The sequence below is a fragment of the Chryseobacterium sp. JV274 genome (assembly GCF_903969135.1).
Classification (GTDB): domain Bacteria; phylum Bacteroidota; class Bacteroidia; order Flavobacteriales; family Weeksellaceae; genus Chryseobacterium.
Window position 1 is genome coordinate 151,708 of record NZ_LR824569.1, and the last position, 24,287, is coordinate 175,994.

Annotated in this window: 19 protein-coding genes; 8 read left to right on the forward strand and 11 right to left on the reverse strand. The window is 35.3% G+C overall.

Features of this window, described 5'->3' with window-relative positions; translation table 11 throughout:
• Positions 1-20: 20 nt before the first annotated feature.
• From CHRYMOREF3P_RS00725 to CHRYMOREF3P_RS00740, 4 genes are all read right to left on the reverse strand, one after another.
• Complete coding sequence (locus CHRYMOREF3P_RS00725) at positions 21-746, reverse strand: hypothetical protein (RefSeq protein ID WP_052198555.1); 726 nt, start codon at positions 744-746, stop codon at positions 21-23.
• A 251-nt stretch (positions 747-997) separates the two neighbouring features.
• Positions 998-1,795 carry a hypothetical protein gene (locus CHRYMOREF3P_RS00730; RefSeq protein WP_180563591.1) on the reverse strand — a complete coding sequence of 266 codons (798 nt, stop codon included), beginning with the start codon at positions 1,793-1,795 and terminating at the stop codon, positions 998-1,000.
• Between the two features lie 2 nt (positions 1,796-1,797).
• A complete protein-coding gene (locus tag CHRYMOREF3P_RS00735; protein ID WP_180563592.1) occupies positions 1,798-2,556 on the reverse strand; it encodes a hypothetical protein in 759 nt (252 codons plus the stop codon).
• A gap of 9 nt (positions 2,557-2,565) precedes the next feature.
• The gene (locus tag CHRYMOREF3P_RS00740) at positions 2,566-3,324 is read right to left on the reverse strand and encodes a hypothetical protein (RefSeq protein ID WP_180563593.1); all 759 of its coding nucleotides are present in this window, start codon (positions 3,322-3,324) and stop codon (positions 2,566-2,568) included.
• A 762-nt stretch (positions 3,325-4,086) separates the two neighbouring features.
• Between CHRYMOREF3P_RS00740 and CHRYMOREF3P_RS00745 the strand changes: the two genes are divergently transcribed.
• The 3 genes from CHRYMOREF3P_RS00745 (at position 4,087) to CHRYMOREF3P_RS00755 (ending at position 6,406) form a co-directional block, all read left to right on the forward strand.
• Positions 4,087-5,343, forward strand: a complete 1,257-nt coding sequence (locus tag CHRYMOREF3P_RS00745; protein ID WP_180563594.1) for a phage integrase SAM-like domain-containing protein — start codon at positions 4,087-4,089, stop codon at positions 5,341-5,343.
• A gap of 495 nt (positions 5,344-5,838) precedes the next feature.
• Positions 5,839-6,081 carry a transcriptional regulator gene (locus CHRYMOREF3P_RS00750; protein ID WP_232538931.1) on the forward strand — a complete coding sequence of 81 codons (243 nt, stop codon included), beginning with the start codon at positions 5,839-5,841 and terminating at the stop codon, positions 6,079-6,081.
• An 85-nt stretch (positions 6,082-6,166) separates the two neighbouring features.
• The gene (locus CHRYMOREF3P_RS00755; protein ID WP_180563595.1) at positions 6,167-6,406 is read left to right on the forward strand and encodes a hypothetical protein; all 240 of its coding nucleotides are present in this window, start codon (positions 6,167-6,169) and stop codon (positions 6,404-6,406) included.
• Positions 6,407-6,773: 367 nt separating this feature from the next.
• On the opposite strand, the gene CHRYMOREF3P_RS00760 is transcribed toward CHRYMOREF3P_RS00755, so the two are convergent.
• The 5 genes from CHRYMOREF3P_RS00760 to CHRYMOREF3P_RS00780 all read right to left on the reverse strand — a co-directional run bounded on the left by CHRYMOREF3P_RS00760 (position 6,774) and on the right by CHRYMOREF3P_RS00780 (position 15,758).
• On the reverse strand, positions 6,774-9,884 hold the full coding sequence (locus CHRYMOREF3P_RS00760) for an efflux RND transporter permease subunit (protein ID WP_180563596.1): 3,111 nt from the start codon (positions 9,882-9,884) through the stop codon (positions 6,774-6,776).
• Positions 9,884-10,957, reverse strand: coding sequence for an efflux RND transporter periplasmic adaptor subunit (locus CHRYMOREF3P_RS00765; protein ID WP_180563597.1), 1,074 nt, complete (start codon positions 10,955-10,957; stop codon positions 9,884-9,886). The genes CHRYMOREF3P_RS00760 and CHRYMOREF3P_RS00765 overlap by 1 nt, the downstream gene beginning before the upstream one ends.
• Positions 10,958-10,963: 6 nt before the next feature.
• Positions 10,964-12,292, reverse strand: coding sequence for a TolC family protein (locus CHRYMOREF3P_RS00770; RefSeq protein WP_180563598.1), 1,329 nt, complete (start codon positions 12,290-12,292; stop codon positions 10,964-10,966).
• Between the two features lie 240 nt (positions 12,293-12,532).
• Positions 12,533-13,354, reverse strand: coding sequence for a DUF4249 domain-containing protein (locus CHRYMOREF3P_RS00775; protein ID WP_180563599.1), 822 nt, complete (start codon positions 13,352-13,354; stop codon positions 12,533-12,535).
• A 28-nt stretch (positions 13,355-13,382) separates the two neighbouring features.
• Positions 13,383-15,758 (reverse strand): TonB-dependent receptor, encoded by a 2,376-nt coding sequence (locus CHRYMOREF3P_RS00780; protein WP_180563600.1) that lies wholly within the window; start codon positions 15,756-15,758, stop codon positions 13,383-13,385.
• A 260-nt stretch (positions 15,759-16,018) separates the two neighbouring features.
• Here CHRYMOREF3P_RS00780 and CHRYMOREF3P_RS00785 point away from each other — a divergent pair, with 260 nt between their 5' ends.
• From CHRYMOREF3P_RS00785 to CHRYMOREF3P_RS00795, 3 genes are read left to right on the forward strand one after another with little or no spacing between them, the layout of a single operon-like run.
• The gene (locus CHRYMOREF3P_RS00785) at positions 16,019-17,041 is read left to right on the forward strand and encodes a sensor histidine kinase (protein ID WP_180563601.1); all 1,023 of its coding nucleotides are present in this window, start codon (positions 16,019-16,021) and stop codon (positions 17,039-17,041) included.
• Positions 17,038-17,436 carry a response regulator gene (locus CHRYMOREF3P_RS00790; protein WP_180563602.1) on the forward strand — a complete coding sequence of 133 codons (399 nt, stop codon included), beginning with the start codon at positions 17,038-17,040 and terminating at the stop codon, positions 17,434-17,436. The genes CHRYMOREF3P_RS00785 and CHRYMOREF3P_RS00790 overlap by 4 nt, the downstream gene beginning before the upstream one ends.
• A gap of 43 nt (positions 17,437-17,479) precedes the next feature.
• Positions 17,480-18,208, forward strand: coding sequence for a LytR/AlgR family response regulator transcription factor (locus CHRYMOREF3P_RS00795; protein ID WP_180563603.1), 729 nt, complete (start codon positions 17,480-17,482; stop codon positions 18,206-18,208).
• 217 nt (positions 18,209-18,425) lie between these two features.
• On the opposite strand, the gene CHRYMOREF3P_RS00800 is transcribed toward CHRYMOREF3P_RS00795, so the two are convergent.
• A complete protein-coding gene (locus CHRYMOREF3P_RS00800; protein WP_180563604.1) occupies positions 18,426-21,479 on the reverse strand; it encodes a DNA polymerase III subunit alpha in 3,054 nt (1,017 codons plus the stop codon).
• Positions 21,480-21,486: 7 nt separating this feature from the next.
• Positions 21,487-22,629 (reverse strand): DNA polymerase IV, encoded by a 1,143-nt coding sequence (dinB, locus tag CHRYMOREF3P_RS00805; RefSeq protein WP_180563605.1) that lies wholly within the window; start codon positions 22,627-22,629, stop codon positions 21,487-21,489.
• A 61-nt stretch (positions 22,630-22,690) separates the two neighbouring features.
• On the opposite strand from dinB, the gene CHRYMOREF3P_RS00810 reads away from it, so the two are divergent.
• Both CHRYMOREF3P_RS00810 and CHRYMOREF3P_RS00815 read left to right on the forward strand, forming a co-directional pair.
• On the forward strand, positions 22,691-23,467 hold the full coding sequence (locus CHRYMOREF3P_RS00810; protein ID WP_180563606.1) for an XRE family transcriptional regulator: 777 nt from the start codon (positions 22,691-22,693) through the stop codon (positions 23,465-23,467).
• A 122-nt stretch (positions 23,468-23,589) separates the two neighbouring features.
• Positions 23,590-24,201, forward strand: coding sequence for an alpha-ketoglutarate-dependent dioxygenase AlkB family protein (locus CHRYMOREF3P_RS00815; RefSeq protein WP_180563607.1), 612 nt, complete (start codon positions 23,590-23,592; stop codon positions 24,199-24,201).
• Positions 24,202-24,287 lie beyond the last annotated feature (86 nt).

Below are 24,287 nucleotides of genomic sequence, written 5' to 3' on the forward strand. Positions count from 1 at the left end.
TTAACCCATTTTTTTAACATTTACAGTCCTGTTGGTGTTGCTGCAGACCCGTTTGAACTTCCTCCAAGATTAGAGGTAACTGTTCCTAATGAATTCATGAAGGTATTATTAATGACAAGACAGTTTATCGTCCATGAACCATTTATACCGTCAGCAGTACTTCCTCCTCTATAATCGGCATATAAGTGCCAGGTCCCTCCGCTCTGGTAAGCATATATATTTTTAGGAGAAAATGTTCCTGTGGATGAATTTGAAAGTCCACCCCCATTTGCAGTAATAAAACTACTTCCTGTAATTATCAATGTATACTGATCAGAATTAATATTAGTATTTAGGTCATTGATAAAGTCTCCACTCACATTATTAATTTGATAAATGACATTATTAAAAACATATGTATTTCCATTGGTAGAGGAAGCAGTCCTTATTTCTCCTGTTGTATTATTTCTTACTATTGTGCTGTAGCCTGTAACTCCATTGGTCAGGGCTGCAGTTCCTAATATCATATTACCCGTAGTCTGAAGTTGGGCAGTTGGTGTTATTGTACCAATGCCAACTCTGCCAGTGGAAGTTATGACAACATCATTGACCTGTTGTGCAATTGATGGTGTTCCTGTCACAGGATTATCCTTGCCTCCGTCAATATGGAAAGTTGCCTGCGGAGCTACGGTGTTGATGCCGACTTGGGAAAATGATAAAATTGGCATTAATAAAAAAGCCATGAATGTAATGTTTGTTTTTCTCATAATTTTGTTTTTATAAAGTTTAATTACTAAAGATGACAGTTATCCTGTTGAAAAAGAGATCGGTTGCCGTGGTTGTATAAAGTTGTTTACATGACAGCAACTAAAATCATTTCGGCCTTTTAGTATCAATGCCAGTTTGAGGAAACCTCCAAAGCAAGGGTATAACAATCTGTATTTATATGGCATTAATGCTTATAATTAAATTTGTGTTTTTTAGATATTGTTGGAAGATTGCTATGCTAACTGTCTTTTTAAAAATGTTTTCTGACAGTTATGTTAGAAACAGTAGCTGTAGACAATGTACTTGAATTGTCAGCTCTCATTCTGTATTGGATCTGAATTTGATCGCCGGCAGTTAGGTTACCCATCCAATACAATGGCATATCTCCCTGTGCACCTCCAGCCCCTGTTCCATAATATGAAATAGCCAATACAGTAGTGGATGTACTGTTAAAAATCCGGGCTCCAAATGCCTTTGAATTACCATTAGTACTTGATAAACGTAGTGAAATGTCTCCGAAGAATGAGTATAGACCTGTTGCAGGCACAGTAAATATCCCTCCATTATGAATGTTCCCTATATCCACACGTTCTGTAGTAAAATTCATTGTAGTCCATGATGAATAACCGGACATTGTATAACCTGCATTTACCACCGCCGGACTACCTGCAAATAAGACCTTGGTCAGATTATTATTGTTTATTTCTGTGTTGACATCTGAAGTTTCTCCGATGCTTTCCCATTGTGTTCCTGACCAGATATAGAAGGTATCTTGAAATACATTATTGGGTGATGTACCATTGTTGAGAAGATTATAAACTAAGGTACCTTGCTCCGGTGAATTTGTTGAAGATGTTACTGGAATTGTCGTCACATCATCAGTTCCCAATAGTTGTACTCTGGGAATTAACAAACCTTTATTTGTACTGTATATATCTAAAATTGTATTAGGATCCGGATTATTCAATCCTATACCTACCTGAGACTTGACAGATATGCTGAAAGAGATAAATAGAAGGCATATTATATGGGTAATTTGTTTTTTCATGATTACTGATATTTATAAATATTGATGGTTCCGGATTCAATTCTGTAGTTATTGGCGGTATAGAGATATTTAAAGGTCATAAGATCACTTAGGGTCATATTTTGTGTACTGATTACTGTGGTGTACATCCTATTGTTAATTGCATTATCCCGTCCAAAAGCACTTACAAGAGATGTGGGACCTTTGAATATTTCTTGAACTGTAGTTCCCCCATTATTTCCGATATTTGACATTTCGGTAATAAACTCAAACATGTAGATTCCTGTAGATGGGACTTTATACTGGCTCGTGGTATTGTTCCATCCGGCATACTTATCAAAGATAATTTCCGAAGGAGTGAGAGTAAGAGTGGTAGCGCTTCCGCCTCCCGCAGATCCTGTAGGAACAGTGGCTTTTTGGCCAACAGCAGCACTGAAAATTAACAAAGGAATGTTTGCAGTCGCGATAATATCATCAGTCGACGTTGCATTGGCTTGGTGGTGATATTTACTGTCACTTCCCCAATAGGTTATTCCTTTTATGATTTCATTTGCCGTATTTGAATTGGTATTATAAAACATTACTCCTGTTGCCGGAGAAGTAATAGGGTTTGTGGCATCAGTGTTAGCTGTTACGGATAAACTTGGAACTCTTAGTGCTTTATTGTTTGAATCGAGTTTTAAAATGGCTGATTGTGAAACATTGGCTGATCCTATCACCATCTGGGCATTACTTATAATGGCCATTAATCCCAGAAATAAGATTAGAATTTTTGATTTCATAAGATTGATTTAGTTATTTGATATTTTGGAAATGGAAACATTAGGGTTGGTAATCTGATATGCAGCATTGGAAGACTGTACTCTGAATGTGATGAGATCATTTGCTGCCAGTTTTACACTGCAGGTACTTGATACTCCTCCGAATTGATATCGTTTATCTGCTCCATAAGTACATAGATTGACTCCGTTCTTCTGTACATAAACCATAGTCCCGCCGTTAGTATCTCCAGTTACATTTCTAAGATCCACATTAAAGGAAATAACATAACCACCCGCACTTTGTATCCTGTATCCTGTATAAGTAGGGGAGGAACCCTGAACACCTGATGGAGAATCCTTGTATAAGGTATTAAAGGTGAGATTTGTGATTGTACCGGCAGCAATACTTCCTGAGGCAGCTATATTGGAAGCCACAAAAACAGGGGTTATAAATGGAATTTTTGCAATTTCAGCTTTAACCTCCTGTTTAGACCACATTCTTTCCCATAGGGTACCGTTATATGCATACAGTCCTTTGGTAACGGAATTATTCCCTGATCCTGCTGCAGCTGTGTTGTAAACGATAAATCCAGTTTTGGGATTGGCAACTGTTGTTATGTCTGCTGTAGAAGAGAGCGCAATGAGTGGAAGCTGAATTCCTTTATTGACAGCATTTACATCGAGAACAGCAGAAGGGTTGGGATTTGTAGTTCCAATACCAACACTTCCTTGCTGTGCATTGAAATACAAGCTGTTAATAGCAAAGATGAAAGTAAGTTTTTTTTTCATAATCATATTTTTATATAAGATCGATTTTGTTAAATGATAAATTATTCCTGCAAAAAATTAAGCCCCTTCCTTTCTCATCACCTGTGTAATGTGATAATGGCTTATATGAGGGAAACCGTAAGGGGCTTAAATATATAGTTAAATCACTTTTGTGGGAGATTTTAATTAATTGTGTCATATTAATACAATTCTCACTGTTTTACTGTTTGCTAAAAATTGGCGGACAAAAAAGCTGTAGAGCAGTATGCCCGCCAGAGTAAAAAACTTATAAATAATATTTATTAAGTGACTTAAGCATGTTGGTATGCGTATACCTGTTTAGTTATTATTGTTTCTGAATAACTTATATCTGTTACATCCAAAGCGAATTTTGGTAAGGTGACATTCATTTCAGTTTGATAAAACTCTATTGAACAGAGTAGGCGATTTAATAATAAAAATTTTTCCATTTTTTGGGTTGTTATGTTAATTTCAAGTGTGTTTAAATAAAGTAGTCCTGTTTAGACCTTTTTTTGTGATATTTATCTATTTATGAGTTTATTCATGTATATAATATTGTTGTAATATAATTATGTAGATTATTTTTAATTATGTATAGTGTTTAGTAAGAAATATTTCCAATCCAGTTAAAATATTAATACACAAAAAGTTAATTTTGCTTGCTTAATAAAATATTTATTATATATTTGTAAGTAAAAGGTAGTCTAAACAGGACTACCTTTTGATTTATATTAGCTGGAAATTAACCTAATATTTCTAGCAATGACTTTTAAATTTTTCATTTCTGATCGTGGATTGGCAAAAGAAAGTATTCATTTAAAAATTGAAAATCAATCGGGTCAACCACTCTTCAATTTCAAGACTCCGCTGAGAATCTGTCAGGAAGACTGGGACAATAAGAAACAACGTCCAAGTAATATTTACCTGAAGCGCTATAAAAAAATTAATGCTAAGTTGGATTCTTTGAAAATAAGGTTACTAGAGTGTATTGAAGAAAACAGGTCTAAAGGAAAGCTCTGTTCACAAAGATATCTTTTCAAAGAAATAAAAAATATTTGCAGTAAAGAGAAAGAAGATTATCCAAAAGATTCACTACTCTGTTTTATCAGTATGTATATTTCCTCAAAACAGGAATACATTTGCCAGTCAACCTACAAAAGATATAAAGTATTTTTTAACCTTATTGAAAGATTTGAAGGATTTACGGCCAGAAGACTTTATGTCAATACCATCGATGGAGATTTTATCAGAAAATTTATTTCTTTTGGAAAGGAAGAAGCTTACAGTGAGAATACCATTTATAGAACTATCCATTTCATTAAAACAATTTTAAATTTCGCAGAAAGAAAAGGTATCAGAACTGCTATCAGGGAATTCGATATAAGACGGGAGAAGCAAAACAGGATAGTCATAAATCTTACCGAGAAGGAAGTGATGAAAATAGGAAAAATGAAAGTTCCCAAGGAACTACAGGCTGCTAAAGACTGGCTGCTTATTAGTTGCTATACAGGTCAGAGAGTCTCTGACTTTATGAAGTTCAATTCAGACCTGCTGAAAAAAGTGAATGACAGGGTGTGTCTTTCTTTTATTCAGCAAAAAACAAAGAAGGAGATCCTGCTGCCAATACATCCTGTCGTTTTAGAGATTATTAAACGGCTTAAAAACAATTTTCCTCAAAAACTTTCTGCAACTAAATATAATAGTCATATTAAACAAATTGGCAGAATTGCTCAGCTCACTGATCCTGTAAATGCAGTAAAACGTGTAGGGCATAGGGTGAAGAAATTAATTGTTGAAAAATGGGAAGTACTCAGCAGCCATATTGGAAGAAGAAGTTTTGCAACTAACTTTTATGGTAAAATTCCGACTCCTTTATTAATGCAGGCGACGGGACATGCCACAGAGCAGATGTTTCTAAAATATATTAATCCCGTAGACGAAAGCCATATCATCAGTTTGGGTAATTATTTTGACAAGACATATAAAGAAAGTTATTGTGTAGGTATGACCGCCGGTTAATAAATAATTGGAATATGCAATTCATCCGATTTCTTTATTTAGAACCGTTGAAGCAGAATTTCCTTTTCAACGACTGACATTTTAATCCTAATTCTTCCAATAATATCATTTGTGGTTGAGATGCCATGTGAGTTCTGAAGAATAAAAAATCTAATCCTACAAGAAATTTCATGTAGGGGTGGTCAGTAACTTTAATTTTTTAGATTCTCCCAGGTAGAAGTTTCTTTTCTGTTATTAATGATCCCAATGTTTTGATTATTCTTTTTAGCTTTTTAAAAATTGTAAAACATTCTGATTATCCAAAAAGATTCTCTGCCAATCTATTAAAATGGGATTTTTTTTATTCCGAAGATCCCTTAAAGAAGTATTTTGTAAAACTTCTTTTTACATATTGATCTTTAAATTCAGGAGACAGTTTCATAAACTAAATTGATGAGAAAATAGGTGCATATTTTTTTACAAATGTAAAAAAGTATACGCGATAGGAGATTGGTTTTGGAACTTACTAAAGAGGGGTTAGCTGAGCGATCAGGGGCAGCTTTATCTGCCTTAAGGAAATACGAGCCGAAAGAAATTATTTCATTGGATTCGTTTCTTAAATTACTTTCTGTAGTTTTGGGATTGGAAGAATTAATAAATAGTCTAGAACCTAATAAAACCAATTTTAAGACAATTGATGATGTCTTAAAAGTAGATGATAATGCAGTGACAAGACAAAGATGTAAAAAAAATGATTAAAAATATAACAGAAATAAAAGTCGGATTAGACTTTGGTTATATATTTTGAACATGATGAAGATTTTATGCAGAATGGATTGGAAATATGACCTTTTCAACTTCCACCAAAAAGAAGCAAAGTATGATGGCAATGGGAAAGGGAAGAAATATAGAACTTAAACATCTTATAAAATTGGGAGAAGAGGTAAAGCTTTCAAAAACAGTAATAAAAAATATTATTGAGCAAACAAAACATGCATTAAACCAATGGAAAGACTTGTCTAGTGAATATGGAGTTACCCAATCAAATATCGAATTGATACATCGGATGATGACCAGGTTATAATATATATGTCATAATTATAGTTATATACTTGGGTGGCAACATGCTTAAATATACCAATAGTCATAATAGATTAAATTCAAATACAGCTTAGCTGATTAGTCTATTGAAACGATTTAGAACAACAAGTTTTGTGGCGTTTAAACGACAATATTTTTTTAACTATTGTATTGTTATTAAACTTTAACTGTATGCGGTAACAAAATTGCTGCGCTTTTTGTCAAATCAAATATTATTTATGATTTACGAACACTCTGTATTCTGTAGAATCATTTTTATCTATTTCAAACCTAATTATCATGCCCTATTTCCTAATTCTTCAAAGAGATTATGGTTACATTCAATTTTTTCAAAAATTTTCTTGTAATTATCATTTTTCAAAAATCTGTATTTTTTTCTTTACCAACCATATAAGAACATTATCAACAATCAAGTATATACAAGGAACGACAAACAAAGTCAGAACCATAGAGCTGGTCAAACCACCAATAATAACCCAAGCTATTCCATTTTTCATTTCTGAGGCTGCTCCAGTTGCCAAAGCAATGGGAAGCATTCCAAAAATCATAGAGAATGTAGTCATCATTATTGGACGAAGTCTTTCTTTTCCTGCCAAAATCAATGCTTCTTTTGATAGATATCCTTGTAATTTTAATTTATTAGCCAAATCAACAATAAGAATTGCATTTTTGGAAACAAGTCCTAACAACATTATTAAGCCAATGATCGTAAAAATATTAATAGTTCCTCTAGTAAGGGCTAGTGCCAATAACGCTCCAACCAATGCCACCGGAATCGAGAAAAGGACAACAAACGGATAAATGGCATTTTCGTACAAAGCTACCATAATAAGATAAACCAAAACAAAAGCTGTAATGAGTGCATAGATCAAGCTTCCGAAAGCATTGTCCTGATTTTGTGTTTCACCAAGGTATTCTACAGAAACTCCATTGGGCATGGCTAAAAATCTTGTTTTTTCCTTGATTTCATTGCTAACAGTTCCTACAGGTCGATGCGAAACATCTGCCTGAACGGTAATGGCATTCAATCGGTCTATACGTTGTAAAGTGGTTTCTCCTAACTTTTCAGAAACATTGGCGAACTGCTCTAAAATGATGATTTGTCCGTTAGAATTTACAAAAGGAAGTTGGCGTAAATGATGGATATCCGAACGGTTGAACTGGTCAAGACGAATATTGATGTCATATTCCGTATTATTTTGTTTGAAAAGATTATGATTATCTCCGTTAAAAGAATTTTGAATGACTTTTCCTGCTTTTTCGGCATCCAATCCCATCAAATTCATTTTTTCACGGTTTATTTTGATGTCAATTTCCGGTTTTTGGTCCTTTACAGAGAGCTTTACATATTTAATTCCGGAAATTTTAGAAATGATATTCTGATAAGATTCCGCAACTTTCCTAACATCATCAGGATTGACTCCTTTTATGGCAATTTCTATTGGTGCACTATCTGCTCCTCCGGTAATAGATGAATTCGCAGTGGTGAATTTTACACCTGGAACAATTTCGGTCAGTTTTTTCTGAATATATCCTCCAAATTCTTCCGTTGTTCTATTTCGTTTTTCTTTGTTCACTAAGGAGATCGTCAGTTCCGCAAGATTAGAATTGCTATCGCTACCGGATATACTTCCTGCTGCAAAACCAACACTGGAAAAAACTTTTATGACTTCCGGTTGCTTCAGTATAAAACTTTCTGATTCCTGGGCCAATTTATTCGTTTTGGAAATAGACGATGTAGATTCCAATTCCATATTGATGACCAGTGTATTTTGGTCAGTTTCGGGAATGAATTCGGCACCAATTAAGCCCAAAGGTACCAAGGTAACCGAACCCATAATCAACAAAGCTGTAAATAATAAAACCCATCTTTTTCTGTTTAAAATAATTCCTAACCATTTAGCATAATGTTCCTTTAGATATTCTATGAATTTTTCAAATCCAGTAGCAATTTTTTCCCAGAATGTGTGGCTTTTCAATTGTTCTATTTTTGCAAAACGGCTTGCGAGTAAAGGTGTAATCGTGAAGGAAACAAAAAGGCTCATTAATGTAGAAAAAACAACTACGAGAGAAAATTCTTTCAGCAGACCACCAATCATTCCACCACTCAAAGCCAATGGAAGGAAAACCACAACGTCTACCAAGGTGATGGAAAGCGCCGTAAAACCAATCTCATTTCGCCCCTCAATTGCGGCTTTTTCTTTATCAGAACCTTGTTCCAGATGTCTGTAAATATTTTCCAAAACAACGATGGAATCGTCTACCAAAATTCCAACCACCAACGAAAGCCCCATCAACGTCATAATATTCAGTGAATATCCCAAAAGATACAACGCCGTAAAAGTGGGGATAATGGAAGCCGGCAAAGCCACCAAAACAAAAAATAGACTTCTGAGGCTATTCAGGAAAAGCAGCATTACAAAACCTACAATAAGAACTGCCAACATCAAATCATATAGTACAGCATCGGCAGAGTTCAATGTATAAATGCTTTGGTCTGTTGAAATATCGAATTTCAGATTTTGAGATTGATATTGTTTTTCAATTTTGGAAAATGATTTCTTGATTTGCTCGCTTACTTTCACTGCATTGGCATCGGTCTGTTTGCTGATTTCTAATCCGACGGAAGGAATTCCGTTGATTCGGTTGATGGTAATGATTTTCGCGGAAGCATCTGCCACTTCTGCAATATCCTTTAAATAAATTGTGCCAGATTTCGAATTTTGCACTATGGTAAGATTACGCAATTCATCCAAAGATTTTATATTCATATCATAGCGAATGGAAATTCTGGAATTTTTCTTTTCCAAAGTTCCGGCAGGTATAGAAATATTGGCTTTGCTGATGGTTTGTTTTACCAAATCTACAGACAAGTTGTAAGCTATCAATTTATCCTGATTGATATTGATATGGATTTCCCGTTCATTTCCACCGATGATATCTGTTTGTCCGACCCCTTGTATATTATTCAGAACCGGCTTTAGCTGGTTATTGATCAAATCGTATAATTTCTCAGGTTCCATATTTGCTGTAATACCGGCTTTTATAACAGGAGTTGCCTGCATATTTACCCGGTTTACCTGTGGTCTTCCGGCGGTTTCAGGAAGCTGGTTCAGCACCACATCGGCTTTTCTTTGCAAATCCTGTTCAGCTTTATTAATATCTGTATCACTTTTAAAAGCCAATGAAATAATGGAAACTCCTTCCTGCGAAGTAGATTTTATCTGATCTAGGTTTTCAACAGAGGAAAAAGCATCTTCTAGTTTTTTTGTTACTGTAGATTCCACTTCGGCAGCCGAAGCTCCAGGATAAAGTGTACTGACTGTAACTTCGGGAATTTCAAATTTGGGAAGCAGGTCGTAATTTAAATTGAAATATGAAGAAATCCCAAAATATACTAAAACAGTGAAAACGACAATCAGTAATAACGGTCTTTTTATGGATAAAGAAGTGATAGACATTATTGATTATGTTTTATAATTTTTACTAAAGCTCCATTTTGCAGATTGATTTGCCCGGATAGAACAACCTGCTCTCCTGCATTTAACCCCTGTGTAACTTCTATATCGTCACCGAATTGTTCACCTACACTTATTTTTCTGAGAATAGATTTCCCATTTTTAACAACATAAACAGAGGCATTGAGAACACTTTCATTGATTGCCACTCGTGGAATCATAAGCATTTTCTTTGTGGATTCTTTAGAAAAATTGGCGTAAATCATCGTACCTGAAAGTAATGGGGAATTTTTGTCCAAACCTGCTGTGATTTCTACAGGAAAATTAAAAGCTTCTGTAGCTTGTGAACTAATGTAGGTAACTTTCCCCCAAAAAGATTTTCCGGAATAAATATCGGTGGAAAGTTTGATCTTTTGTCCCAGATAAATATTGTAAATCTCAGATTGTGTGAGTAAAATCTGTACCTTTAATTTTGAAAAACTGATAATGGAAGCTAATTCACCACCTGACCCTACAAACATTCCGTCTTCTACATTTTTGGTGCTGATTACACCATCAATTGGAGATTTGATTACACCATCAGAAATTTGTTTTCGTAGTTGCATTGATTGATTTTTAGCATCGTTATAACTTTGACGTAATGCATCTACATCTCTTTGTATAGCTGCGTTTCCTTGTAATAATTCAATGTATGTTTTCAGGTCTTTTCCCAGCTTAGCCACATTAGATTCCGATTTTTTAAGTTCCAATTCCAAAAGCTGGGTGTTAATTATGGCAAGAGGTTGTCCTTTGTGAACTTTATCACCCAGTTTGAAAAGCAGTTCTTTTATATTTCCAGTTCCTGCAGAAATTACTTTTGCTTCTTCAAAAGGAACTATAAATCCTATTTTTGTAGAACCAGCTTTTTGAATCTCATCTTTTACAGTTGCAACCGTTACCGGAATTTGTAGAATGTGTTCTTTTTTTTGAGTTTCCGTCTGATTATTTTTTTGGTAACTAACATATAGTTTATAAAGGATAAGTCCTGCAATAGAGAAACTTATAAGCATAATAATTAAAGTAATTTTCTTCTTCATTTCTTTCTAATAGGATTGATAAAAATTTTTCAATGTACCACCGGCTAATTCCAAATCTATGCGGGACTGATAATAAGTATACAGCGCCGTCAAATAAGTGCTTTGAGTTTCTCGAAATGAGTTTTGGGTATTGAGCCAGTCAGTGAGAGTGGTAACTCCTTTTTGGAGTTGCAAGTCTGTCACTTTTAAAACAGATTTTGCCAGGTTGATATTTCGGAGACCATTTTCTACATTGGTTTGCGCTTGCAAGAGTTTGGTTTTGGCATTTTCATATTCTATGATGATTTTTCCTTCTGCCAATTTCAGTTTTTCCTCCACATTTTTCTTGCTAATGTCGGCTTGTGTGTATTGTGCATTATTTTTATAAAAATTCAGAATCGGAATACTGAGCTTGAGTCCAATTGTGGAATACGGATAAAAATTGCTGTATACTTGTGAGAATTTATCACCGAAACCAACTGCTCCATATTGAAAATTGAGTGATAATTTGGGAAGCATCTCAGCTCTGATAGCAGATTTTTCTATTTCCAGTATCTTTATATGTAGCTCGGAGAGTTTATAATCAACTCTTGAATTCGGATTAAATGTATTTTGTGAATTTTCATGAAACAATCCCAGTTGTAATTCTGTTGGAGTATCCAGCTCAATTTTATCCCCCAGAGGAAAACCCATCTCATATTTCAGCTGATTTTGAGCTAAAGTTATATTGCTTTTGGCAACACGCATTTGGGCAATTATATTATTGGAGTCAACGATGATTTTATCCAAATCTTTTTGCAGTATAGTGCCCTTCTTAACCTGTAATTGATAGATTTCAATAAGTTTCAGGTAATTGTTTTGATTAAATTCCAGTTGTTCAAATTGCTGTTTGTACACCAGGATCTGGAAATATGCTGTACTGATGCTATAGATAATATTTTCCTGACTTTGCTGGATGTTCAGGCTGGATTGTTCTTTCAGATATTTGTTATTTTTCAAACGGGTAAGTATTGCTTGGTCAAAAACAGGCTGTTCCAGTTGTATGAAAGCATTGGAATTGTATTTCTGTTCGAGTGAAGCATGGATTTCATCAGAGCCGAAGACACCTGCCGGAATGATGCTCTGTTGTAATTTCAGATTATTATTCAAGGTAGAAGATATATCTACTTTCGGAAGATAATTTGCCAAAATCTCTTTTGCTTTCGCATCTGCAGCTAATTTTTCGTTCATATAAATAATATTGTTCCTGTTGTGCTGTAAACCGTATTCTACACATTGTTTTAATGTAAATGTGATTTGTGAACTGGTTTTTATTCCGAAAATGAGCAGGAATAAGAAAAGATGTTTTTTGTTCATAAAATGTAAGGACCATAGTTTATATTCCGGAAAGAATAATGGGAAAAAAATTGACGTATTGTACATTTTCATAGTTAATAAAATGAAAGCCGCCATCAAAACAACGACGACTTTCCCAACAACATTTCCACCTAACTATTTACCTATATGATCATCAATTATTAAATGCAAATTCCAATTTACCGCAAGGACAATTAGGTAATTCTCGTATGCCTATAACTGTTTAGTGTAAAGAAACGTTTATTGAATGGTATAATCTTTAGTAGACACCTCGGATAATCTGAAATATCCAAAAGGTGCGTTTGCCGAGTTGGTTTGGTTGCTGATGTTTCCGTAAACCGAAGTCGGAGTGGTAGAAAATGGGCCTGTATCTGCACCTGAAGCATTCAGGATTTTTCTGAAGTAATCGTAATATCTTTTAGAGATTCCGTATAATTTAATATTAACCACTTCTCCTGATTTCAAATCTTTGTTGGAATAATACACGGATGTTAAACCTCCATTGTTATTTTCGTCATTTTCTACCTGATATTCAGGAAAAGCAATATGCGGGTTTTTATTACTGAAAATGTAATAGTTCGTTTCCGCAGGATTATCCTGATAGTAATAAGTAATTTCTATTTCGTCTCCTGCCATTCCTCCTTCATTATTTTGAACGATATTATTCTCAATTTTAGGAGCTCCAATCATTTTATCTGTTGCCGTGTACGTTTCACCGTTCAGATTTATAGAAAGAGTATAGGTTTCACCGATTACCGGAACAAAATTATTACAAATGTATTCTCCCGTCCCGGGATTTTCAATAAAAGTGAACACTGTATTTGCTGAATTAGTAACTGCTACAGTAGCTCCGGAAACTGATGGAAAATCGGCATTATAATATCCTGTGCTGGTAGAGAGTTTAATTTTCTGGATGTTTCCTGTGGTATTTTTCAGCCAGTCTATTGAAGCGTCTACTACCAATTTAGGAGGAGCTGTATCCAAATCTACGCTAATTACTTTTTCACAGGAAATAAGAACTATTCCTAAGGCGATGAATATATAACTTTTAAATTTTTTCATTTTTAAATTTTTAAAATGTTAGGAATTTTTAGAATTTGAAATTGTAGGTTACACTCGGGATAATTCCGAAAATCGACATTTTTCTTGCTTCACTAAGCCCTGTATCCAGATTTTGTCCAAAATTAACTGCGGCTGCATTGCTTCTTCCGTAGACATTATAGATACTGAATACCCATTCTCCTTTCCATCTTTTTTGGCTATCCGGTTTCGGTGTCCAGGTCGCAGATAAATCTAAATGATGATATGCTGGAATTGAGTTAGCATTTCGTTCACCATAACTAGCAATGCTAATACCTTGATATTGGTATTTCCCGTTTGGATAGGTCGCTGCCTTTCCCGTTTGATAGGTGAAAATACCACCAAAACTCCATTTTTTTGTAAGCTGATAGGCTGCGGTAAGAGACAGGTTGTGAGTTTTATCATAGTTTGCTCTGTACCATTTTCCGTTGTTTATTCCCGGTTCATTGGCATTTCTTCCCGGAGTTCTCTGTTCTGCTCTGGAAAGTGTATAAGACAACCATCCGGTCAATCGTCCCGTGTTTTTCTTAACCATAATTTCCAGACCGTATGCTCTGCCTTCTCCGTTTAGCATTACCTGCTCTATGTTTTTATTGGCAATAAGCTCGGCTCCGTCAATATAATCTGCTCTGTTTTTAATTTTTTTGTAGAACGTTTCAACTTCCAAAGAATATTTTCCATTATTGAAATTTCGGAAATAGCCCAATGCGACCTGGTCCAGAATCTGGGGTTTGAGAAATTGATCACTGGGCGCCCAAATATCCAGGGGTGATACCGAAGCCGTATTGGAAATCAGATGAATATATTGGCTCATTCTGTTATAGCTCGCTTTTATGGATTGATTATCATCCAGCACATAAGCTACTCCTAATCGAGGTTCGAGATTTCCGTAACTGGTAATTTTCTTGTTTTTACCATAGAGAATACTTCCAGTTGGAGTTCCTTCTTCGTAGATTTTCAATTCAGGATTGTAAACCACTGCTTCATTATTCGCATAGGTTTTTATTTCCTCAGCTCCTAAACGTACAAAATTGCTGTATCGTAAACCGTAGGTTGCAGAAAGTTTGTCTGAAAATTTGTGTTCAGCACTGATGTAAACTGCATTTTCCATTGCATTTTTCTTTGCAATCTGGTCAGGTTTTACAGGAGAATCATCTCCAAACGGTTTTATGGTTCCCGGATTGAATTGGTAATAAATGGAATTCACCCCATAACTCAAATTTAGTTTATCAGACAGATAATGTTTTAAGTCGTATTTGAAGTTGTAATTTTTAATGGTTGATTTCCAGTCTATTCCTGCAGATTTTATTTTTAATCCGTAGTCGTAATTGCTATAAATTATCGATGCATTAGAGAATAATTTGTCAGAAAAAATGTGATTCCATCTTACATTGAAAAGCGAATTTCCGTAATCGTTCAGTAAACTGTTATTGAAATTCATATCATCTTTTCCGAAGTATCCCGATAAATAGAGACTGTTTTTATCATTGAGTTTATAATTTAATTTGGCATTCAAATCATAGAAGTAAGCAGAATTGGGCTCTTTTGCCAATTTTAAAAAAAGATGTGCGTATGAAGCCCTTCCTCCAACAACAAAAGAACTTTTCTCTTTTACGATAGGACCTTCTACCAGTAATCGGCTGGAAACTGCACCGATGCCTCCCGTTGCGTGAAACTCTTTGTTGTTTCCCTCTTTTTGATAAATATCCAGAACGGAAGAAGTACGCCCCCCGAAATTAGCAGGGATACCCCCTTTATATAGTTTTAAATCTTTAATAACATCGGAATTAAAAACTGAAAAAAATCCAAACAAATGCGACGTATTATAAACAATAGCTTCGTCCAAGAGAACCAGGTTCCCGTCAGCAGCACCACCCCTTACGTTGAAGCCGGAAGCACCTTCCTGTGCATTGGCAACACCGGGAAGCTGAAGGATGGACTTCAGAACGTCCACCTCACCCATAACAGCTGGCATTTTTTTGATAGTAGCTATGGAAAGTTTGTTTACACTCATTTCCGGAGTTCTGATGTTTGTTTTGGTAGAAGTTTTGTTGATAACTACTTCATCAATCGATTTTGTACGATTGCTTTCTGTGATTACAAAGTTTCTTCTCATACTTTCTTTCAGAGAGATTTTTTCTTCCATCTGCTCAAAATCAGGATAGGTAATAATAATCGTGTAATCACCTTTTGGCAAGCTGATGGAATAAAATCCGTAAGAGTTTGTGGCCGCCGATATATTGACTTCCGGAACTGATATGGTTGCTCCAATAAGTGTTTCGTTGTTCGATTTGTTGGCAATAGTTCCACTGAGTGTCACTTTCTCCTGTGCAAAAGCAGTCATTGAAATCGTTACGAACAATGGGACATAAAGTTTGTTCTTCATTGTAGTTTGGATTAATTTATAATTCTACTGCAAAACTATCCGTTAGCATATCTTATTTTTTTACTTATTAGATAAGATTCATTAGTTTGTAGATGAAATTATGTATTTCAACGACTAAATGATTATCGCTATATTTAGTGGGAAATTTTATAAAATTTCAATATTTGCATTTTCGTCTATGAAAAACACAATTTGGTCTAAAAGATCATTTCCAGTTTTATTACTATTTTAATTTTGCTATCATTAATTATTTAATTATCATGCACAAAATTTCACCTAATGAGTTTGCTAATGAAAATTGGGTATTCCAGTTTTTCATTTCCTCTAAATATAGGATACTCCGACATGTGTTGCTTATCGTTCTTATCGGTGTGGTTCTTTATAACAGTACTCCGGAAATTACTGAGCCTACACTTGTTTTACTGTTGTTTTTCTTATTATTCTATAGCAATATGTATGTGCTGGTTCCGCGCCTCCTATTTAAAAATAAATATGCCTGGTATTTTTTAACCATTCTAAGCATTCTGGGGCTTATAATTATTTTTACGAAGTTATTTTTGGCATACTTTGGTGATGCCGATATGAATGATGACGGTTTAAATATTCCTCTCTTTTCTGTTCTTATTCTTGTTCTTATTGCAGCGTCAACTTCCATAAAACTATTTCAGAAATGGGTGGTGGATAAACAGCTGATTTTTGAACTTGAAAAATCCAGAACATCTGCTGAACTGGAGCAGCTGAAAAATCAGATCAACCCACATTTTTTATTTAACATGTTAAATAATGCCAATGTGCTTACTCAGAAAGATCCGGAAAAGGCTTCACAGGTTTTATTAAGATTAAGTGATTTATTACGATATCAGTTATATGATAGTGCAAGAGACAAAGTTCTGCTAACTTCCGATATCCATTTTTTGGAAGATTTTCTTAATCTGGAAAGAATAAGGCGTGATAACTTTAATTTTCTTATTTCGAAAGAAGGAAATCTAAGTGGAGTACAGATTCCCCCATTGTTATTTATCTCGTTTGTTGAAAATGCTGTGAAGCATAATAATGATTCTGTAAAGCCATCTTATGTAAATATTTTTTTTGAAATAAGAGACGGAGAGCTTATTTTTCAATGTATCAATTCAAAGCCTGTACTTAAAGCTGTTTCTTATTCCGGAGGACTTGGGCTTGTAAATATCAAACGAAGGCTTGAACTATTATTTCCATTAACCTATTCATTAAAAATTGTCAATGATGAGCAAACCTTTACTGTATATTTAACCATTAAATTATGAAATGTATCATTGTAAACGACGACTCGGAAATGAGAAAGACCATCGGAAAACTAATTGGCCACTCAAGAGGCATGAAACTGCTATCAGTATTTAATTCAACCTCTGAGGCAGCTTTGTTTTTGAGAGACAATTGTGTGGATCTGGTTTTTTTTGATATCCAGATGTATGATGTCAAGAATCTGGAATTTATACAGAATATTTCTGAAAGAACTTTTGTGATTTATATTCCTGAGTTTTCTCCTTTTGTAAACACCACAAAAAAACCGCAGTTGGAACAACTTTCAGAATCAACAATTGCGAAGCGTTTTAAAAAAGGTGTGGATGAAGCACGCATTTTTCTAAAACTAATAAAAAAAGAAAAGCCGGATATATTGGATGACTATTTTGTTATTTAGAAAAGTAAAAGAGTAATTTCAAACTTCTAAAATTATGGAAATAATGAATTGTATTATTGTAGATGATGAACCTCTGGCTAGAGAAGCCATACACATACTGGTTGAGAAAACATTTAATTTGAATCTGCTGCAAACCTTCAACGGAGCAGAATCTGCCGGAATGTTTTTAAAAAATAATCCCAATACTGTGGATTTGGTATTTCTGGATATTCAGATGCCCGGCACAAATGGCATCGAATTTTCCAATTCTATTCCAAAAGAGACCCTTGTGATTTTTACAACTGCTTTCTCAGAATTTGCTGCAGATAGTTATGAGGTAGATGCTGTTGATTATCTTATAAAACCTGTAAGATTGGAGCGTTTCCAAAAAGCCGTTGAGAAAGCGAGAAGCTATTCCGAGCTAATAAAAATAAAGAATGACCCGCCGAATATAGAAACGGCTACTGATGACTATTTATTTGTAAAAGCGGAACGGAAAATGTTCAAATTATATTTTAAAAACATACTTTTTATTCAAGGTCTAAAAGATTATGTGATCATCCATACCGAAAATCAAAAGATAATCACTGCGGTCAGTATTAAAGCAATCCAGGGTCAGTTACCCAAAGACAGCTTTGTAAGAGTTAGCAAATCTTATATTGTCAATTCAAAATGTATTGACTCTTTAGATAATAATACCATCTACATTGGGATGAATGAAATTCCTATCGGAAATATATATAGGGATTATTTTTTTAATGAATTTGTAACGAAAAAGATTTTAGGAAAGTAACTAATCTTAAAAGGGCTCTACAGAAGTAAAGTAAAGCAATGTTATAGATGGCAAACACAAGATATCTATATGAAAACTTAGATTTAGTTTTTTCAGCCACAATTTTAATGTATACAAAAGTATTGTTAAATCTTATCCTAATTTATTCAAAATTGTGGCAGGAAAAATTGTGGTTATTACGTTAGACTTTGTCGCTCAGATAAATAATTGAACTCTCTTATAACATTTTTTGTCTTGGGATTCCTATCTCATGTTCCTGCGGATAAGGCTTCCGCCAAGTCATACTGATATCTTCATGCAGATTACGCTGAGCTTCCAATGATTTTTCTTTATCCATAGAATATCTTGGATCTGGAATAAAAGGCATTTTAGCCATTTTATGAATGGTAATAGTAGGGAAATGGAAATCCACTTCTACTGTTCCCAATAGGAGATAGCAGCCACCACCCTGAAAAGGATATTCTTCGAGGCAGTTTGGAAAATGAGCCGTATCAAAATATTCTCCTTCAGCATCAATCCAGGTACCGAAGTACATCGTTCCCTTTTTGGTGGGAACATGCTTTCTTGAAATAAGATAAGCGAGCATTTTAACCTGTTTTTTGTGATACTTAGTAAGGTCTTTAGCCATTACACTACCTTTGTATCGGGTTTGTAACAGATCAAAAGGGCTGAATGAAACAGGGAAACCCAATATTTCTATCTCATCAAAAGCGTCTTCAAATGGGCTTCTTTCTATAGTGGGAAGCTGATAATCTTTCTGAGGTTCTTCTAATAAAGTCAGATGCCTGAATGTAATCTTATTATTTCCCAAAAGAAATCTTGATTCAATCAGCAGTTCATGTTTTTGTTTTCCGGTAAAGCGGAATGCCCCGATGAATATTAGAATCTGTAATGTTTCGATACCAATAGGAATTCTTTTGACAAAGTTTTCTAGAGAAGTATATTCTCCATTCTGATTTCTTTCTTCAGGAATCAATTGTGCTAATTTTGTTTCCAGTCTTTCAATATGCATAAATCCTAAATAAATATCAGAGTCATAAACAGTCGTCTGATATTCACTTAAATTGACACAAGGGTTATGGATTGAAGCTCCAGACATCCGGGCTTCATGAATATAGACTTCAGTTCTGTAGAACCCGCCGCCATTATTAATAGCGGAGACCATGAATTCAATAGGATAATAGACCTTGAGATATAAGCTCTGATAGCTTTCCACAGCATAGGAAGCAGAATGTGCTTTACAAAATGAGTATCCTGCAAAAGATTCGATCTGCCGGTATACTTCCATGGATAATTGTTCGGGATGTCCCAACTTTTTGCAGGATTCAAAGAAGTTGTCTTTTACCTTTTGTAAAGCAGATAAGGATCGGCCTTTACCACTCATGGCTCTTCTCAGTACGTCACCATCAGGGGCTGATAATCCACCAAAATGCAGGGCAATTTTAATAACATCTTCCTGATATACCATAATGCCATAGGTTTCCCCCAGTTCTTTTTCAAAAACTTCATGGAAGTACTCAAATTTTGTGGGATTGTTATGCCTGAAGATATATTCCCGCATCATTCCGCTTTGGGCAACACCAGGTCGGATAATAGAAGAGGCTGCTACCAATACTTTGTAGTTATCGCATTTCAGCCTTCTGAGTAGCCCCCTCATGGCTGGAGATTCAATATAAAAACAGCCCATGGTTTTTCCGGAACTCAAGAATTCATTGCATCTGGCTTCATCTTTTGAGAGAGATGTATCCCGGATATCAATATCAATTCCTCTTTTTTCCTTTACCAGCTTTATCGTGTCGTTAATTGTACCTAAACCTCTTTGTGAGAGAATATCAAATTTTTCAAGGCCAATCTCTTCAGCAGTGTACATATCGAACTGTACGATTGGAAAACCTTTGGGAGGCATTTCGAGTGCAGAATAATTGGTGATAGGTTCTTCTGATATCAGAATTCCACAGGAGTGCATACTTCTCTGGTTAGGAAACTTTTCTAAAAGCTTTCCGTAGTAATGAACCTGTTTGGATACCGAATTGTTATCATGCTCCTGGATAGGTTTTGTTGCCAGTGTATCCAGTTCATCTTTCGGAAGTCCAAATACTTTTCCTACCTCCCTGAAAATGGAACGGTATTTAAATTCAACATTGGTTCCACAGAAAGCAACATGGTCTTTACCATATTTATCAAAAATATATTCCAGGATGATATCCCTGGTCTGCCAGCTCCAGTCAATGTCAAAATCCGGAGGTGTTTTACGATTGAGGTTTAAAAAACGTTCAAAATACAGATCCAATTCCAGGGGACATATATCAGTAATTCCGATGCAGTAACTGACAATGGAATTGGCACCGCTGCCTCTTCCTACGTGCATAAATCCCATTAGGTTGCTGTATTGGATAATATCCCAGGTGATGAGAAAATAAGCACAGAAATTAAGCAGGTCAATAACCCCCAATTCTTTATCCACTCTTGCTTTTGCCTGTAGATTATCAGCGGCATACCTTTTAGAAAGCCCCTCATAGGCTAACTTCTTTAAAAGCTCAAAATCATTTTCCCTGCTGTCAGTGAAATACTTTTTGTTTTTAGGTGTTGAAAAATCAAAATCAAAATGGCAGCTATTGACAACATATTTTGTGTTCTCAATAATCTGTGACTCATGGTAAAATTGAGCCAGAAGCTCTTTTTTATCAGTAAACATTTCGTTGTCCTTACAGTAATAAGCTTCCGTAAGCTTACTGATCAATGTATTGTGATCAATAGCCCTTACGATTTTATGAAGCTCATATTCTTCAGGGGTGGTAAAGGTAACGGGATGAAGAATAACCATTTTATGAATGAGCTGTTTTAATTCCGGTTTAATTAAAAAGTTGAGCTGATCTTGTCTGATGCCTATAAATTCATGATCCGATAGCTTTTCAGGAATATTTTCCAGGGGATAAATAACAAAAGTATCTGTAAAATCAGGATTTGCCCTAGGAATTTCAATGCCTTCACAGTTATATGCGGTTAAAAGACTGTTGACTTCTGCAATGCTTTTTTGATTTTTGGCCAGGCAGATATAATACAGTTCATTCTGAACCCGTATTTCCACTCCGACGATCGGTTTGATATTATGATCCTGACAAAGTTTGTAGAAATCATATATCCCCGTAATGGTATTGATATCTGTAAGAGCCAGGGTTTTAATATTAAAATGTACAGCCTGCTTAACCAGTTCTTTAATAGAAATAGTCCCATACCGGAGGCTGTGATAAGAATGACAATTCAGAAACATCTTGTATTTATTTTAATAAACCTGAGGCTCTTGCTACACTTGAAGTTCCAAACCTGTTTTTGATTTTATCCATCGTCTGATACAAGGAGATCAGCTCTTCAGTATCTTCAAAGAGATCCATTTGATGGCATCCGTGAACCAGTCCGGTAAACTTTACGCCTATCAATCTTATTCTCATCCGTCTGGTATATACTTTTTTAAAGAGTTCCAGAACATACCTGAGCAGGGTATGGTCAGCTGAGGTGTAAGGAATCCTGCATTGTTTGGTTTCCGTATCAAAATTGGAATACCGGAGTTTTACCACCACTACCGATACCAGCCATTTCTCTGCACGGAGCTGATAACAAAGCTTTTCAACCATTCCGGAAAGAATGCTTTTGATTCCCTGAATATCTATAGTATCCTGGGCAAAAGTATCTTCGGTAGAGATGGATTTTCGTTCGGAATAAGGGACCACAGGATTTTCGTCAATTCCGTGTGCTTTTTTCCAGAGTTCATTTCCATTTTTACCGATCAGCTGCTGAAGAACGTCAACAGGCATTTCTGAAAGGGTCTGTATGGTTCTGATGCCCAGTCTTGACAGCAGCTGAAAGGTAACATCGCCGACCATAGGGATCTTCTTTACCGAAAGTGGGTTCAAGAATGATTGAATGTCATGCTGTTTGACTTCAAACCTTCCGATTGGTTTTGATTCCCCGGTTCCGATTTTAGATACGGTTTTATTGGCAGACAACGCAAAACTTATCGGTAGTCCTGTATTTTTCTGTACGCTTTCTGCTATTTCATGCGTCCATTTGTAACATCCGAAAAACTGATCCATTCCGGAAAGATCCAAATAAAATTCATCGATGCTTGCCTTTTCGAGGACAGGAACTTTTTCCTGAATAATTTCAGTCACCATATGGGACATATTGGAATACATTTCCATATCTCCCTTAATTACTTTTGCTTCGGGACACAGCCGCAAAGCCATTTTGATCGGCATGGCACTTCTGACTCCGAAAAAACGGGTTTCATAAGAGCAGGACGCCACTACACTACGGTCTCCACCTCCTATGATCACAGGCTTTTTCTCCAGTTCGGAGTTTTTCAGCCTTTCACAGGAAACAAAGAACGTATCCAAATCCATATGTACAATTGCTCTTTCCATGTTACAAAATTAGTTTCGTTTTGAAACAAATTTTGTATTTTTGTTGTCTAAAATTGTAACAATGTCAAAATTCTCTGATAACATCGTGTTTTTGAGAGGAAAGAAAAATATGACTCAGCAAGAACTGGCAGATCTATTAATTCTTACCCGATCCAGATATGTCGCCTATGAATATGGCAGAACAGAACCTCCTATTGAAATATTGCTTAGAATTTCAAAATACTATAACATTAGCATCGACCTATTGTTGACTGTAGATGTCAGAAAGTTTTCTATCGATGAAATAATGCAGCTTCCTGAGAATAGGATTGTTCTGCCTATAAAGGTTGATCAAGATGGAAACAATCAGATTGAAATTATTCCCCAAAAAGCTTCTATGGGCTACCTGAATGGCTATGGAGATCCGGAATACATAGAAAGTCTGGAGACCATATCATTGCCTTTTTTAAAAGGGGGTAAGTTTAGGGCATTTCCAGCTGATGGAGATTCCATGCCCCCCTATAAGAACGGAACCTATATCGTCGGAAAGTATGTTGAAAATCTTTCGGATTTGAAAACGGACAGAACGTATGTTTTCATTACCACCAATGATGGTATCAGTTACAAAAGATTTCAGTTTCATGAAGCAGATGGTATATGGGTTAAGGCTGACAATCAATTTTATGAGCCTTATAAAATTCCATTGCCTGAAATTAAAGAAATCTGGGAGTTTGCCTGTAGTATTAATACCAAAGAATATGAGCCTGATGAATTTTCAGAACATCATATTCAAAACTTTATCACAGAAATTAAAACTGATATCAAGCAGATCAAAGAAAAAATGGGAGATAAGAATTGAATTCATTTTGAGTAAATGGCATAATCAAAAAACTTCCCCGAAGGGAAGTAAAAACACAAATGATGAAAAAATCCCGAAGTAACGGGATATTGCTAAGATAAATATTTTACCACAAAGTTATAATGAACCAGCTGAGTTTATTTGATGCCGAAGAATTCTATGAGTTTCCAAAAGACCTTTTGGAATACAAGGAGAATTTCCTGAGCAGGGAAGAAGCCGACCTGCTTAAAAATGGATTATTGGATACTGCTCCCTGGGAACAGCGTACCCAGAAAATGTATGATAAAATGGTGCTTACTCCAAGATTGACAGCTTGGTATGGCGATTCAAAATATAATGATTCGGAAGAAGATAAAAAGCCAACCAATCCATGGACTCCCGAGTTATTTTCTTTAAAACAAAGAATTGAAAAGGAATTTAGCTGTCAGTTCAATGGGGTCCTGTTAAATCTATACCGTGACCATAATGACTCCGTTGCATGGCATCGTGATAAGGAAAGCCGTTATGGAAAACGTCCTGTCATTGCATCCATCAGTCTGGGACAAACCAGAAACTTTGATTTTAGAAAAAAAGATCATCATCAGAGTAAATACAGTCTGCCATTGCCTCATGGTTGTCTACTTATTATGGAAGGTGATCTTCAGGAAAGTTGGGAACACAGGATAGCTAAATCTACTTTACCAATGAAGGAAAGAATTAATCTGACTTTTCGATTAATATTACCTAATATGTAGATTCTTGAAGACGTATTGATAATCGTTTTTACTTTTCTAAAATTTCAAAACAGGTTTTAAAATAATTATTGCTCTTCCAATGAATA

Excerpts from the sequence above, each read along its gene's own strand:
- CHRYMOREF3P_RS00725 (WP_052198555.1), bottom strand. The coding sequence starts at position 746 with ATGAGAAAAACAAACATTACATTCATGGCTTTTTTATTAATGCCAATT.
- CHRYMOREF3P_RS00730 (WP_180563591.1), bottom strand. The coding sequence starts at position 1,795 with ATGAAAAAACAAATTACCCATATAATATGCCTTCTATTTATCTCTTTC.
- CHRYMOREF3P_RS00735 (WP_180563592.1), bottom strand. The coding sequence starts at position 2,556 with ATGAAATCAAAAATTCTAATCTTATTTCTGGGATTAATGGCCATTATA.
- CHRYMOREF3P_RS00740 (WP_180563593.1), bottom strand. The coding sequence starts at position 3,324 with ATGAAAAAAAAACTTACTTTCATCTTTGCTATTAACAGCTTGTATTTC.
- CHRYMOREF3P_RS00745 (WP_180563594.1), top strand. The coding sequence starts at position 4,087 with ATGACTTTTAAATTTTTCATTTCTGATCGTGGATTGGCAAAAGAAAGT.
- CHRYMOREF3P_RS00755 (WP_180563595.1), top strand. The coding sequence starts at position 6,167 with ATGACCTTTTCAACTTCCACCAAAAAGAAGCAAAGTATGATGGCAATG.
- CHRYMOREF3P_RS00760 (WP_180563596.1), bottom strand. The coding sequence starts at position 9,884 with ATGTCTATCACTTCTTTATCCATAAAAAGACCGTTATTACTGATTGTC.
- CHRYMOREF3P_RS00765 (WP_180563597.1), bottom strand. The coding sequence starts at position 10,957 with ATGAAGAAGAAAATTACTTTAATTATTATGCTTATAAGTTTCTCTATT.
- CHRYMOREF3P_RS00770 (WP_180563598.1), bottom strand. The coding sequence starts at position 12,292 with ATGAACAAAAAACATCTTTTCTTATTCCTGCTCATTTTCGGAATAAAA.
- CHRYMOREF3P_RS00775 (WP_180563599.1), bottom strand. The coding sequence starts at position 13,354 with ATGAAAAAATTTAAAAGTTATATATTCATCGCCTTAGGAATAGTTCTT.
- CHRYMOREF3P_RS00780 (WP_180563600.1), bottom strand. The coding sequence starts at position 15,758 with ATGAAGAACAAACTTTATGTCCCATTGTTCGTAACGATTTCAATGACT.
- CHRYMOREF3P_RS00785 (WP_180563601.1), top strand. The coding sequence starts at position 16,019 with ATGCACAAAATTTCACCTAATGAGTTTGCTAATGAAAATTGGGTATTC.
- CHRYMOREF3P_RS00790 (WP_180563602.1), top strand. The coding sequence starts at position 17,038 with ATGAAATGTATCATTGTAAACGACGACTCGGAAATGAGAAAGACCATC.
- CHRYMOREF3P_RS00795 (WP_180563603.1), top strand. The coding sequence starts at position 17,480 with ATGAATTGTATTATTGTAGATGATGAACCTCTGGCTAGAGAAGCCATA.
- CHRYMOREF3P_RS00800 (WP_180563604.1), bottom strand. The coding sequence starts at position 21,479 with ATGTTTCTGAATTGTCATTCTTATCACAGCCTCCGGTATGGGACTATT.
- dinB (WP_180563605.1), bottom strand. The coding sequence starts at position 22,629 with ATGGAAAGAGCAATTGTACATATGGATTTGGATACGTTCTTTGTTTCC.
- CHRYMOREF3P_RS00810 (WP_180563606.1), top strand. The coding sequence starts at position 22,691 with ATGTCAAAATTCTCTGATAACATCGTGTTTTTGAGAGGAAAGAAAAAT.
- CHRYMOREF3P_RS00815 (WP_180563607.1), top strand. The coding sequence starts at position 23,590 with ATGAACCAGCTGAGTTTATTTGATGCCGAAGAATTCTATGAGTTTCCA.